The sequence below is a fragment of the Spirochaetales bacterium genome (genome assembly GCA_016930085.1).
In the GTDB taxonomy this organism is placed as follows: domain Bacteria; phylum Spirochaetota; class Spirochaetia; order SZUA-6; family JAFGRV01; genus JAFGHO01.
Genome location: JAFGHO010000018.1, coordinates 56,095 through 69,551, shown reverse-complemented (window position 1 = coordinate 69,551; position 13,457 = coordinate 56,095). Strand labels below are relative to the sequence as shown.

General features: G+C 40.8%; 11 protein-coding genes. 7 read left to right on the top strand and 4 right to left on the bottom strand.

The genetic code is table 11. The features are described from left to right. Both JW881_03265 and JW881_03260 read left to right on the top strand, forming a co-directional pair. Positions 1-627, top strand: a complete 627-nt coding sequence (locus tag JW881_03265) for a hypothetical protein (protein ID MBN1696513.1) — start codon at positions 1-3, stop codon at positions 625-627. 4 nt (positions 628-631) lie between these two features. Beyond that, positions 632-1,750: a DegT/DnrJ/EryC1/StrS family aminotransferase gene (locus JW881_03260; GenBank protein ID MBN1696512.1), complete on the top strand. Its 1,119-nt coding sequence runs from the start codon at positions 632-634 to the stop codon at positions 1,748-1,750. Between the two features lie 40 nt (positions 1,751-1,790). Here the strand turns inward: JW881_03260 and JW881_03255 are convergent, their stop codons facing one another. Both JW881_03255 and JW881_03250 read right to left on the bottom strand, forming a co-directional pair. After that, positions 1,791-3,107 carry a nucleotide sugar dehydrogenase gene (locus JW881_03255; protein MBN1696511.1) on the bottom strand — a complete coding sequence of 439 codons (1,317 nt, stop codon included), beginning with the start codon at positions 3,105-3,107 and terminating at the stop codon, positions 1,791-1,793. A 5-nt stretch (positions 3,108-3,112) separates the two neighbouring features. Further along, positions 3,113-4,183: a glycosyltransferase family 4 protein gene (locus JW881_03250; GenBank protein MBN1696510.1), complete on the bottom strand. Its 1,071-nt coding sequence runs from the start codon at positions 4,181-4,183 to the stop codon at positions 3,113-3,115. A 317-nt stretch (positions 4,184-4,500) separates the two neighbouring features. Between JW881_03250 and JW881_03245 the strand changes: the two genes are divergently transcribed. The 4 genes from JW881_03245 to JW881_03230 all read left to right on the top strand — a co-directional run bounded on the left by JW881_03245 (position 4,501) and on the right by JW881_03230 (position 8,964). After that, positions 4,501-5,409 (top strand): glycosyltransferase, encoded by a 909-nt coding sequence (locus JW881_03245; protein ID MBN1696509.1) that lies wholly within the window; start codon positions 4,501-4,503, stop codon positions 5,407-5,409. 111 nt (positions 5,410-5,520) lie between these two features. Then, complete coding sequence (locus tag JW881_03240; GenBank protein ID MBN1696508.1) at positions 5,521-7,032, top strand: lipopolysaccharide biosynthesis protein; 1,512 nt, start codon at positions 5,521-5,523, stop codon at positions 7,030-7,032. 161 nt (positions 7,033-7,193) lie between these two features. Then, complete coding sequence (locus JW881_03235) at positions 7,194-8,090, top strand: hypothetical protein (GenBank protein MBN1696507.1); 897 nt, start codon at positions 7,194-7,196, stop codon at positions 8,088-8,090. A 193-nt stretch (positions 8,091-8,283) separates the two neighbouring features. After that, entirely contained in the window at positions 8,284-8,964 is a 681-nt protein-coding gene (locus JW881_03230; protein ID MBN1696506.1) for a polysaccharide deacetylase family protein, read from the top strand. Between the two features lie 21 nt (positions 8,965-8,985). Here the strand turns inward: JW881_03230 and JW881_03225 are convergent, their stop codons facing one another. Both JW881_03225 and JW881_03220 read right to left on the bottom strand, forming a co-directional pair. Then, complete coding sequence (locus JW881_03225; protein ID MBN1696505.1) at positions 8,986-10,806, bottom strand: hypothetical protein; 1,821 nt, start codon at positions 10,804-10,806, stop codon at positions 8,986-8,988. A gap of 125 nt (positions 10,807-10,931) precedes the next feature. Further along, complete coding sequence (locus tag JW881_03220) at positions 10,932-11,495, bottom strand: hypothetical protein (GenBank protein ID MBN1696504.1); 564 nt, start codon at positions 11,493-11,495, stop codon at positions 10,932-10,934. Between the two features lie 445 nt (positions 11,496-11,940). On the opposite strand from JW881_03220, the gene JW881_03215 reads away from it, so the two are divergent. Next, complete coding sequence (locus tag JW881_03215) at positions 11,941-13,296, top strand: O-antigen ligase family protein (GenBank protein MBN1696503.1); 1,356 nt, start codon at positions 11,941-11,943, stop codon at positions 13,294-13,296. Positions 13,297-13,457 lie beyond the last annotated feature (161 nt).

Here is a 13,457-nt window from a genome sequence, read left to right as displayed (position 1 = left end):
ATGAAAGAATCGGCGGTCGTTTACGGAAATGTCACTATCGGCAAGAACGCGAGCATCGGCGAGTTCTGTGTTATCGGTGTCCCGCCGGCCGGAAAGGCGGAGGGGGAACTGGAGACGGTTATCGGCGACAACGCCGTAATCAGAAGCCACACGGTTATTTACGCGGGCAATAATATTGGAGATAACCTGAACACGGGCCACCATGTCACGATCCGGGAGTCGAATACGATCGGCGACAATGTCAGTATCGGAAGCCTTTCCTGCATCGAGCATCACATCAGGATCGAAGACGGCGTTCGCATACATTCCCAGGTCTTTGTCCCCGAATATTCCGTATTGAAGACCGATTGCTGGCTGGGTCCCAATGTCGTCCTGACGAACGCGAAGTATCCCCGAAGCAGAAATGTCAAACAAACCCTCGCCGGACCCGTCATTTGCGAGCACGCGAAAATCGGAGCGAATGTGACGGTGCTGCCCGGCAGGACGATCGGCAGACACGCACTTGTCGGTGCGGGGGCCGTTGTGACAAAAGACGTTGAGGAGGGATCGGTCGTAGCCGGGAACCCGGCCCGCAGCATATCTCATATCCGTAATATCGGGGAATATGAAATTGAAGAGGGAGAATGATGTCATGAAGGTTCCTTTTATGAATCTGCGGGAAAGCATCGATGCGATCTATCCCGAGATTATGGAAAAAATAACGTCACTTATCGACAACTCGCAGTATATCGGGGGCAGGGAAGTCGAAGCCTTTGAAGAAAGTTTCGCAGGATTCTGCGGGACCGGTTACGCCGTCGGGTGTTCGAACGGGACGGACGCGATCAGGAATACCCTGATAGCCCTTGGTGTCGAGCGCGGGGAGACGGTCCTGGTTCCCGTCAACACCTTTATCGCGACCGCAGAAGCGGTCACCGGCATGGGCGCCGAGGTCGGGTTTATCGATGTCGATGAACGTACGGCAACGATCGATCCGGCGAAACTCGAAGCATATTGCGAACGAAACAGAAATAAACGGATCAAAGCGGTCATTCCCGTTCACCTCTACGGACAGATGGCGAATATGCCGGAAATATGCGCCGTTGCGGAACGGTACGGTCTTTTTGTCATTGAAGATGCGGCACAGGCGCATGGCGCGGCATTGGGGGGACGAAAACCGGGCTCTTACGGGGACGCGGCGACATTTTCCTTTTATCCGGGTAAAAACCTCGGCGCCTTCGGCGATGCCGGGGCGATTGTCACCAATGATGCCGAATTATACAAACGCTGCAAGATGCTGGTCGATCACGGCCGCTGGAAATCAAAGTACGAGCATTTTATCGAAGGATTCAACAACAGACTCGATACGATCCAGGCGGGGATCCTGTCGATCAAATTACGGCATCTTGCTGATTGGACAAATATCAGACGGGAAAAAGCGGCGATGTATGTGAAGCTGCTTGGAAATAACGGGAACATCACGCTCCCTTATGTCGCGCCTCAGGCGGAGCACGTCTGGCATTTATTCGTCATACAGATAGAAAATCGGGATGAGATAAAGCAAAAACTCTCTGAAGCCGGTATCTCCTGCGGTATTCATTATCCGATCCCCCTCCATTTGCAGCCCGCCTATCGATACAGGCAGTATAAAAAGGGTGATTTTCCTGTCTCAGAAAGGCTTTCTCAACGTATTCTCAGTCTGCCATTGTGGCCGGAAATAAAGGCGGAACAGATTGAATGTGTCTGTGATGTACTGCATTCAGTATACCGGTAACGGTACTATCGGTGTCATCGAGATTGTCACACGGCCGTCGTTACCAGCATATTCCGTAGTAATCGGCTTTTATTTCGGATGTATCCTCGACAATCCTTACAAGATCGATGATGACTTTGGGCTTTCCGGCTTTCCGTACAACATTTTTAAATTCTTCGGATTTATTTGCTATCACCAGTACATCGGCATCCCGTATGAGATCCTCTATTTTTTCTTCCATAAGCGATGATATATGCGGAATTTCTTCTTCGATATATTGCTTGTTTGCGCCTATCAGGCGGGCGATGGAGACATTTTTGTCATATATTTTGACCGTAAGACCTTTACCTATAACCGTTTCAATGACCTCGACGATGGGACTTTCCCGCAGATCATCCGTCCCGCTTTTAAAACTCAATCCTAGAAAACCGATCACTTTCCCTTTATATTCCAGCAATTTGTTTACTGTTTTTGTAATCTGCCTTTTATTACTGGATAATATGGAGTTCAGCACCGGTGTTTCCAGATCGAGCAATTTCGATTCGTAGGTCAGCGCCCTCAGGTCCTTCGGCAGGCATGATCCGCCGAAAGCGAATCCGGGTTTCAGATAGGTGGGGGCGATATTGAGTTTCGTGTCCGAACAGAATATATCCATGACTTTATGACTGTCGATTTCAAACTCTTTACAGATGTTCCCTATCTCATTTGCATACGCGATCTTTAAGGCATGAAAGGTATTGTCGCAATATTTGACCATTTCCGCTATTTTTATGGGGACCCTGAATGTTTTTACCTGAATTTTTCCGTATATGTTTTCGACAACATCACCGCTTCGTGAATCGAATTCCCCGATTACATTCTTCGGCGGGTTGTAGAAGTCATAGACGCTCGTTCCCTCTCTCAGAAACTCCGGGTTCATACAAACACCGAAATCGGTTCCTGCTTTTTTACCCGATGATTTTTCCAGAGCGGGTATGACGATATTTTCCACGGTACCGGGAAGGACGGTACTTCTTACGATGACGACGAAATATTTTGATATCTCTCTCAGTGCTTCGCCGATCTGGTGACTGACATTCATCACCGCCCTGAACTCGAGGCTGCCGTTTTTTCTCGAAGGCGTACCGACACAGACGATAGCAACATCACTCTTCTCAACGGCGGATACGGTATTCGTTGACGCGCTCAACGCGCCTGAGGACACCACTTTTTCGATCAATGTATCGATATCTTCTTCAATAATGGGGCTTTTGCCCTCATTGATCATTGTGACTTTTGTTTCATTGATATCGACACCGATAACCGTATGTCCCAAATCCGCCAGACAGGCGCCGGATACACATCCGACATACCCAAGACCAAAAATACTTATAGTCATACTTTTCATCTCTTTAATTTGATATTTTCCAGAAAACCGTTGAACATGTTTTCGATGGAAGCATTCTTTATAATATCCGCCCTCGCCTTTTTACCGAATTCCGCCCTGATATGATCATTCTCAAGAAGATATAACAGTTTTTCCTTCAACGCCGCGATATCGTTTTCTTTTACCATAAAACCGTTTCTTCCATCAACAAGATAATGTATTTCCGGCGGCTGTTTCCCTTCTTCCGTGATCACCGGTAATCCCCAATAAAACGCCTGGTTTAATCCGAGCCCGACATGTCCGGGGATGATAAAAACATCCGACATTTTGAATATTTTACTTATTTTATAATGACCCGGATCATGGATTTCTCCCAGATACATCGTGTTTTTTTTGTTTATCATGGATTTCATTTCATCGTTAAAACCGGAACCGACGAGCACGAGTCCGTAATCGGGATTGGTCAGGGTATTGAATATCCGTATCGCATGATCGGCCCGTTTCCTGCCTTTGTTGATTTCCATTCTTCCGACAAAGAGAGCGACCTTTTTGAACGGGATATGCAATTCTTTTTTTATCGTTTCTTTCGATTCCGTTATATCGGGAAAATCGGCAAAATTGATCGTATTGTTGGCGAACGTGACTTTATGATGGTTTTTGGGCTTAATAAAATCGAGTTCTTTTTTCGAATAAAGGATAATACCGTCGACCTGATTATGGGTGTGGTAATAAAGGGTGTTGACGATGAAAGAGTCGGGATTATCCAGATTTTTCCCTTTTGTCCAGAATATAACGGTAATATGCCTGGATTTCAGCCAATAAATAAGCGGGAAAATGATCAGATCCCTCAGATGCAGAAAGAAAATGACGAAATCGGGTTTTATTCTGTTTATTTCTTTTCTGTACAGATGAAATTTAAATGGTATTTCCGCGAAATCAAATTTAATCGGGTGGGTATTCTCCTTCTGAAGCATATCCGCCCGAACGATGAACTCATACCCGTTTTTCCTGAAATTATCATAAAAATAATTATAGACGCTTACCCTGTAATGCATGAGTTTGTTTGATATGAGTAATATCTTCTTCACGTGCCGTATACTCCCGTCCGGTTCTTTTCCCTGAATGTAATCATGAATTGGTAAGATTATTCCTATAAATGACTGACATTATCGATACAGGTTCTCATCGTTTCACTCATCAAATTATACAAGGTCGTAATGTCTGTCAATAGTGATTTCACTTAATATTTGATGAATGTGGAAAGATGTGATTTTTATGTATGTGGCGGATACATGTTGATGCGGCTTCATTGGTATATGCGTGATGAAACCGGAATTAAAAGCAGTTTGTGATGAATACAGGTGATATATATTCATGACCACCGATATGTGCTATACTACTTTCCATGGATCATATTACCGTATGTATATGCACGTATAAAAGACCGCAGCTGCTCGATCGACTGCTTGAAAAACTATTATGTCAGAAGACGGAAGCGCAATTTACATTTTCCACGGTTGTCGTTGATAATGACGGCGCCCGTAGGGGTATGGAAATCGTTAAAAAATACAGTACGGGGGACAGGCTTGCTATAGAATATTTCAATGTCCCGGAGAAAAATATTGCCCTGGCACGAAATACCGCGATTCAGAATGCGAGCGGAGATTATTGTGCGTTCATCGATGATGATGAGATACCGATCGATACCTGGCTGTGCAATCATTATAACGCGATCAAGCGGTTCGATGTCGTAGCGGTACTCGGCCCGGTTCTTCCTGAATTTGAAAAAAAACCGCCATTGTGGATGGGGAATGGCAAAATTTTCGAGAGACCCCGACATGAAACAGGGACGTTTATTCATTGGAAAGATACACGAACCGGAAACGTCATCATTAAAAGGGAGATCTTCGATGACGCTGCTCATTATTTCAACAGGGAACTCGGTGAAGGCGGGGAAGACGTTGATTTTTTCAGGCGGCTTGCCGCGGAAAATTTCACGTTCCTATGGTGTGATGAAGCGATCGTTTATGAGTATGTTCCTTCGGATAGAATGACGTTACGATATTTTTTCAAACGCGCGTATTTACGAGGAGTACTTTCATTTACCAATAATAAAAAAGAAACGACACGGTTTCAGAAAATAAAGATATTGTTGAAATCGATGACGGCAATTATCCTTTATATACTAATGTTACCCTTTTTATTTTTTATTAGTGTTCATCTGCTTGTCAGGTATCTGATTAAAATAACAGATCACTTCAGCAGATGTCTTGCAATTCTTGGAATTATCAAAGATATTAAGCGTGATTTCTGAATAGTATTTGATATATAATTGAGGCTGTTTTAGAATCGCGATTCCTTGCTTATAGATATTTCGGTCCAAACCCCGGATGGTGAATTAAGCAGATTATGAAAGTGATACAATATGAACAGTAGCGGACAATCCAGATACAGCCATTATTTTAATGCCGATCATCTGCAGGACGGTTTAAACAAAAAGGCCATCAAAGGAGGCGGTATAACGGTTATATCCCGTTTTATCGTATATCTTGTTCAGATGGGGGGGACAATAATCCTCTCGCGAATATTGGCTCCCGAAGATTTTGGTTTGATTGCCATGGTGACGTCGCTGACAGGGTTTTTTATGGTTTTTCAGGATATGGGATTGAGTGATGCGACAATTCAAAAAAAGGATATCACTCATCAACAGGTAAGTAATTTATTCTGGATTAATACATTATTCGGATTTGGATTTGCGGTATTAACAATCGTATTTGCACCGGTTATTTCATTGCTTTATAAAGAACCCAAGCTTACGATGATAGCCGTTATCTTTTCAACAAATTTTATTTTCCTCTGTCTGTCGATCCAGCACCAGGCTTTGCTGAAACGTGGGATGTTTTTTAAAAGGGTGGCTGTCGTAGAAATAGTAGCAACATTTCTCAGTTCAGTCATCGCGATAATAGCCGCAATATTGGAATTCGGCTACTGGGCTATTGTGATTCGATTTCTGCTGTATAGTTTTTTCTATCTTGTCGCCATCTGCATTGTAAGTAAATGGGTTCCGTCAAGGCCGTCGAGAAAAACCAGTGTGAGATCGTTTTTATTATTCGGTGCGAATTTAAGCGGCTATTATTTTATGAAATATTTTTCGAAAAATATCGACAAAACCCTGATCGGGTGGAAATTCGGCGCCCATGAGTTGGGATTATACAGTAAAGCATACAGTCTTTTTCTCATGCCGTTGAATCAGTTGATATTCCCTTTGCAGAATGTAGCTGTCGTTACGTTAAGCAAGCTGCAGGATGACCACCAGCGTTTTATACGTTATTTCCTGAACGCCATAGAAACAATATGCATACTCACGACACCGTTTTGTTTTTACCTGAGTATAGAAAGCACAGATATTATCAGAATGATCATAGGCGAACAGTGGTTTAAAACGGGAGAAATTCTCTCTGTTCTGGCTGTTGGCGCCGCAATGCAGATTTTATATGGAACCCAGGGTTGGCTTTTTGTTTCTCTGGGAAGACCGGACAAATGGTTCCGCTGGGGTATCCTTGATTCAATCTTGAATATTGCTTCGTATATTATCGGGTTGTTTTTTGGCGTGATGGGGGTCGCGGTTGCATATATCATTGTCATCTATATACTGGTTTTTCCGGGAATGCATTATGCGGGCCAAGAAATAGGCTTGAAAGTTTCTATGATAATCAAAACTATCTGGAAATATTTTGTCTGTTCAGCAATCGCCGCGGTAATATGTTTTATATTGCTTAATTTTGTCTTTTCCTCCTCAAATCCTCTCATTAATATATTGTACACATTACCGGTATTTATCGGAGTGTATGTTTTAACATTGATCATATTCTTTCGGGGAGTACAACCGTTCAGGCAGGTTATGTCGCATTTTCTGAAAATGATCGATAATAAATAGACTTTTTTAAAAAGTTGAATGATGAGGGATTGAGTTGGAAAGGGTTACGTTTTAAAATAAAGTTAACATCATTTTACAGACAACGGTAATGGTATTTTATTTTCTTGGGTATTTTTGGCATACATGGTATAAACAATAAAAAATAGTAAAGGTTGTCATCTATGAAATATGCTGATATCAGACAATTATGCTTCGAAAGCAAGGGGAAATTAATTAGAAAAATTTCTGTTAGAGATGAGTGGATATTCCCTGTCAAAGATCCTGCTGAAATAATGGAAGAGATTAAAAAAAGGAAATTGAAGGCGGATATTTTGACGGTCGTCCAGAATATAGAAGAAACGGAACCGAAATATCTGTATTATAGAGAACCGGACAATATAGCAGCCCTGCCGATCTCAACATACGAAGATTGGTTTTCCGGTCAGATCCATACAAATGTACGCAACAAGATAAGAAAATCGGAAAAAAAAGGAATAAACGTCAAAATTGAGAAATTTGATGATAATCTCATTCTGGGTCTCATGGATATATTCAATGAGACTCCCATTCGCAGGGGGAAAAAATATTCTTATTTTGGAAAGGATTTTAGTACCGTCAAAAAGGGTTGGGCGACCGATCTGGAACGAAGTGAATTCCTTGTCGCGTATCACGAAAAAGAAAAAGTCGGATTCATTAAATTATGTTATGGAGACGAATACGCAAGAACGAGCGGAACAATCGCTAAAATATCACATCGCGACAAATCCCCCATGAATGCGCTTTTTTCCGCCGCGGTAAAACGTTGTGCAGAAAAAGGGTGTTCTTATCTTGTTTACGGAAAATTCGTCTATGGTAAAAAAGGCGAAGATTCATTGACGACATTCAAAAAATATAATGGATTTCTCAAAATAGAGATTCCGCGATATTTTATTCCGTTAACCTTTTTGGGCGACCTCGCAATAAAGACTGGATTACACCATGGCATGAAGGCAATGATACCTAAATTTATTTTAAATTTCTTTCTTAACATGAGGACATCGTGGTATAAAACAGTAAAAAAGAAAAGGACCGGGGAGTGAAAAAATAACGGGATTGGATAAAAAACAGTTAAATATTCGAAAGAATAGGTATAATATAGGTCGAATAACATTTATTGAAAAGAAGGGATATGGATTTTAAAAGATGAGTCATGCTTCCTTTTGGAACAGGTTATATAATAAATACAGAAGGATACGGTCCACTTTTTTCTCTAAACGATCCACCCGATTTCTATTGGATAAACCGCTTATTTCTTTTACGTTCGACGATATTCCCTCATCGGCGTTCACTGAGGGCGGAGCGATACTGAGAAAATACGGTTTACATGCGACGTTTTATATCTCTCTTGGTCTGCTTGGCAAAGAGACGCCAACGGGGAAAATAATCTCTGTCAATGATTTGAAAAATATTGTATCGGAAGGGCATGAAATAGGATGTCATACGTTTTCACATCTTGATGCATGGCATACAAATACGAAAGACTTTGAAGAAGCGATAAAAAAGAATCGTGATTCTCTCGAGACATTATTACCGGGAACATACTTCCGGACGTTATCCTATCCAATAGCCGTACCAAAGCCGCTGACAAAGCGAACGGCCGGCAGATATTTTGTTTGTTGTCGCGGCGGCGGGCAAACGAATAATCGAACTGCGATCGATTTCAATCTCCTAAAAGGTTATTTTATCGATAAAAGAAATAATAAAAATCTGCAGGAGATAATGAAAATGATCGACAAAAATCGTGTTGAACGTGGATGGCTTATCTTCGCTACCCACGATATCGGCGATCAACCGACACCTTTCGGGTGCGGCGCAGGTGTATTTGAAAAGATCGTTCAATATTCAATTGAATCGGGCGCGACAATCCTGCCTGTAGTGAAAGCGGTTGAAATCGTTCAAGGTCATCATATGTAGCAATTGTCGCCATGGGAACTATCAAAATTGTTCCAATAGAAGGCGACACGTCAGTTCTATTGAAAGGGCGGTGTTTATTTCTACCGTATAATTTTTGTATCCCTTCAAATGATCGTTTACCATTTTTTCAATAAACGCTTTATTGAAAAAAGACCGTGAGAGTGTTTTCTGATCAAGCAGTATGTTAAGATAGTCCGAACAGGTATCCCTGATAATCGGTCTTAAATGATAGTATTTATGCCATCCCAGAAAAATCTTCTCCAGGTGCCGGTGCCCAAGAATATACATGAGTTTTGACAGAAATTGGGGCATTCCGTAATTGAAATAATATTCCATTTTAAAAAGAAATTCGTAATATGCGTGCCGTATGAACGATACCGGGAAGATGGAATTTCTTTTAATACCCCTGTCCGATATCATTGCGCCCAATTCTTTGTTTCCGTCAAAAATGAGTTGGAGTAACAAAGCCCTTTCATCAATTGATTGCGGCTTCCGGTATGCGACCTCAATGAAATCGTTGTCGGTAAACGGAGAGCGTACCATCAATTGCGTCGCCTCCAGTGAGAAGGAATTATAATGATATAAAGGTAATTGTTTGAAAAGGGTAAAAGATAAATCCCGTCCGTGTTTAATCGAACGGAAGCTTTCTGCGGCGAGGTTAATATTTTGACGCATATCGTATGAAAAAAGGCCGCAATCGGGAGGATTGAATTTAAAATTACTTACTTTCCTGATTATTTCACTTCCATAATTTCCCGTTAACCGAACAGGCGCGATTTCCCTTGCCATTTTATTGACAAAAAGCATAGCGGCGCCATTGAGATTCATATTTCCGTCCGTAACAAATATCGTTTTTTCGACAAGGTCGGGAAATTCTTTTAAAAAGCCGTCATCGATACGCAATGTTTGATGGCGGAGTCCGCAGGCACGGGCTATTTTTCTGGCGATTTTAACATCATAGCTATCTCTGTAAAACCCGCCGAATGTATAGCATTCCGGTTTCATCCTGTCTGTATCGATATATGCCATGATCATACGCGTATCCAGCCCGCCGGTTAATGAGATAGCAACGTTTTCTTCGGGCTTTATATAACGGGGCAGAATTTTCCGGAATGTTTCTTTCAGTTTTGTATAATAGCGGCTTTCATCGAGGACAGGTTGATCTTCCCACGATCGCGGACTGAAATAACGTTCCTTTTTAACATGTTCAGCCTTGATAAACGTCCATTTTGATCCGCATTCCAATGTTTGTATGTTGGAGAATATGGTGTTATTCTCCAGCGCGCATCCCAGGGAAAAATATTCTCCCAGATTTTTTTCTTCAAGACGGCGCGTTTTTTTTTGCACGCGTAAAATGGATTTTGCCTCGTTTGAAAACAGGAACTCATCGTCGTCTGTATATGCATAAACACGCTTCATTCCGAATCTGTCGTTAAAAAGGATAAGCGTTTGCCTGTTGAGATCGACAAGAATCCCGCTGAAAAAGCCGTTTAATGTTAAATAAAAATCATCCCCTTGCTCTTCATAGAGATGAATCAGATAACTCGCATTCGAGGCATCGAACATATGCTGTTTCTTCTTGAGGTGATCGAGCAGGGCATTGTCAATATAATTTTCACCGGAGAAAAAAAGCAATAAATTTTTTGTTTCATTCGTCACCGGCAGACAGTCATCGAAAGACCCCCGATGTGAGACCCAGCCGATATATATTCCATCATTTTCATTTATATATGTACCTGAATTATAAAAAGACTCATGCATCATCGCGTTCGTCATTTCCAGAATTCGCCGTTTGTTTTGACTATTATTGGCCTTTGAAATAATTCCTGATATGCCAGGCATATTTTTCTCCTTAACTATTAACGGATTATTGCCGTTTATCGGGTTATTATACAGCTTACAATAAGGATAATATATTTGACATTATGAGAATTCTGTTTATGGTTATACAGGACATATAAAAATACTTAAAAATAGATGGTAACGCCAAGGACCGGCAGATATTGTTTGCCCAAATCGACTGTCATTCCCATTTCGTCAAAGACGATAAGCAACCTGTATTCTGCAAAAAACGAAAGATATGCTTCTGTTCTGATTTCTACGCCAAGGACACCGCCGATATGATAATCCAGATAGAACTCTTCATTCTGGTTGAGAATTTCAAAGCCGCCCATACCGCCTAAATAAGGGGATGCCTTGCCGCTGGTAAAATGGTATTCTGCTATACCGCCAAGGCCAAAAGAATAATAGTTGTTCACATCATCTTCTGCATCGGTAAAGATATTAAAATAGGTAACACCACGAAAAGCCAGTTTACTTGAAAACCAGTACTTGAGACCAAATCCCGAAATGATGCCGTCGGAATAATTTGTAACAAACCGGTAGATGTTTTCTATTTGAAAAATAAAACCGATTTCGTGTTTTTCCGGTTTTTTTGCCGCCGGTTTTTCGGCCAACCGTTCGGCTGTCTGTGAGAAAAGAGCGGCATTGAAGATTAAAAGTATGCAAAATATACTGATTATTTGTTTCATAGTGTCTCCTTTATCATATAATTTTAATGCCGGAAAGACTTCACAAGCCGATTTGATTTATTCAATAACAGACTATTATATCTTCTGAGCAAAGTCAAGCATAATTATTGCCATTTATTTCCCGTACGCACATCAAAAGCCTTATTGACAAAAGGGTCATTTCACGTGATTTCGATGAGGTGGGGCTGGAAAGTTGGAAACATCGCTGCTGAAAGACAATGATTGCTGGACAATTATTGGTATTTTACATTATACTTTCTTTTAACCCGGTATTGTATGTGTTTGATATATCATGGTTTCATTGAAACCGGATTGAAAAAAATAAAAAGCAGCCAGGCAGTTGAATAATGCTGGGGTAATGATAAAGCCATGAATATCGATAAAAAGCTGAGATTGTTATGTAACATATTTCGACCGCCAAATTTAAGAATGAAACAGTGAATATATGAGTCCAAATATAGCATTATTTGCCTGTATTGTTTTTGTTACCATTGTCTTTATTATCGATTTGCGAATACACAAACGCTATTCTTTGAAGCTGATTGTGCCGTTCATATGGCTGTTATACAGCAGTACGGGAAGATCGTTGGCTTATTGGTTAAATCCCGCTCAAACCATCGCTACGGATTTCGATATCTCGGCCGGAAGCCCAATAGACAGAAATTTTCTCATTCTTTTGATGTTTTTGAGTATTATCATCCTGATTAAAAACAATATTAATATACAGGAAATTATTAGGAAAAATCTTGCCTTGATCCTGCTGTTTTTATACATGTTAATCAGTATTATATGGTCGGATTATAAAGATATATCGATAAAGCGGTGGATCAGAATTGTCGGAGATATCATCGTCAGTATGGTCGTCCTGACGGACGATGATCCCATGGAAGCGCTCTGTGCCATATTCCGGTGGTCCGCTTATATTGTATTTCCTTTTTCGATTATATGCATTAAGTATTTCAGGTATATCGGCGTTGCCTTTACACAAGACGGCCTTACACAGATGTGGGTTGGAATTACCATTCACAAGAATTCTCTCGGTGTTGTAACGGCAATTTTCCTGACGAATTTCGTTTTCTCTATGATTACAGAAAAAAATAAAAAAGCGAAAAGACTGTATATCGTATTTATCCTGCTGGGTCTGTACCTGCTGGGTGGTTCATCGGATTCGAGGAGTAACACATCGGTCCTGATATTTATCATAAGCCTCGTCCTCATGTTTGTCCTGTTTAGATCGAAAAAGGATATCAACAGGATAATGAGGATATCAATTACCGCTTTTATATTGTTTTATCTGGAAGAAACGATCACGGGTGCTTTTTTTGATAAAACGCTTCTGGAGGTTATTGTTGAATCGTCAGGGCGTGATATGACTTTTTCCGGACGTATCGGTATATGGACATTATTGATTCAAATTTCTTTACGCCATTGGCTGTTCGGGCCCGGTTTTGGGGCGTTCTGGTACATTAATTTAACAAATCCTTTGTTTAACGTTTATAGTTTTGTTTTAAATAGTTCTCATAATGGTTATATTAATATTTACTTGGAACTCGGCCTTGCCGGTTTTGTAATTTTTATACTTGTATTATTACAATCATATAAAAATATAATCGTATTATCGAAAAAAGATAAATATAATCTGATTTATTCGAGGCTTCGGTTGATTCTATTAATAATGATTTTAATTCATAACATGTCCGAGAGTACGTTTATTGTACCGACCAGTTTTTTATGGGGAATATTTTTATTGACGGTCGTTACGGTTAATCGCGATAGTACGAAAACAATCGAATCCCCCTGATGGCGATAATGATTTCCGTCTGTTGGTGATACGTCACTATATGCGAGGTATCCGGGTTCATGGTTATACCCGATAATTTATTGACTTTTGCATGAAATATGTATTACAGTAAAAAACATGGTTTGTATCGGATAATATGTAAAGAATATTATGTCGGGTAA

What these genes read in the sequence shown, in the direction of transcription:
- JW881_03265 (MBN1696513.1), top strand. Translation starts at nt 1, where the DNA reads ATGAAAGAATCGGCGGTCGTTTACGGAAATGTCACTATCGGCAAGAAC.
- JW881_03235 (MBN1696507.1), top strand. Translation starts at nt 7,194, where the DNA reads ATGAAATATGCTGATATCAGACAATTATGCTTCGAAAGCAAGGGGAAA.
- JW881_03245 (MBN1696509.1), top strand. Translation starts at nt 4,501, where the DNA reads ATGGATCATATTACCGTATGTATATGCACGTATAAAAGACCGCAGCTG.
- JW881_03240 (MBN1696508.1), top strand. Translation starts at nt 5,521, where the DNA reads ATGAACAGTAGCGGACAATCCAGATACAGCCATTATTTTAATGCCGAT.
- JW881_03260 (MBN1696512.1), top strand. Translation starts at nt 632, where the DNA reads ATGAAGGTTCCTTTTATGAATCTGCGGGAAAGCATCGATGCGATCTAT.
- JW881_03225 (MBN1696505.1), bottom strand. Translation starts at nt 10,806, where the DNA reads ATGCCTGGCATATCAGGAATTATTTCAAAGGCCAATAATAGTCAAAAC.
- JW881_03215 (MBN1696503.1), top strand. Translation starts at nt 11,941, where the DNA reads ATGAGTCCAAATATAGCATTATTTGCCTGTATTGTTTTTGTTACCATT.
- JW881_03220 (MBN1696504.1), bottom strand. Translation starts at nt 11,495, where the DNA reads ATGAAACAAATAATCAGTATATTTTGCATACTTTTAATCTTCAATGCC.
- JW881_03255 (MBN1696511.1), bottom strand. Translation starts at nt 3,107, where the DNA reads ATGACTATAAGTATTTTTGGTCTTGGGTATGTCGGATGTGTATCCGGC.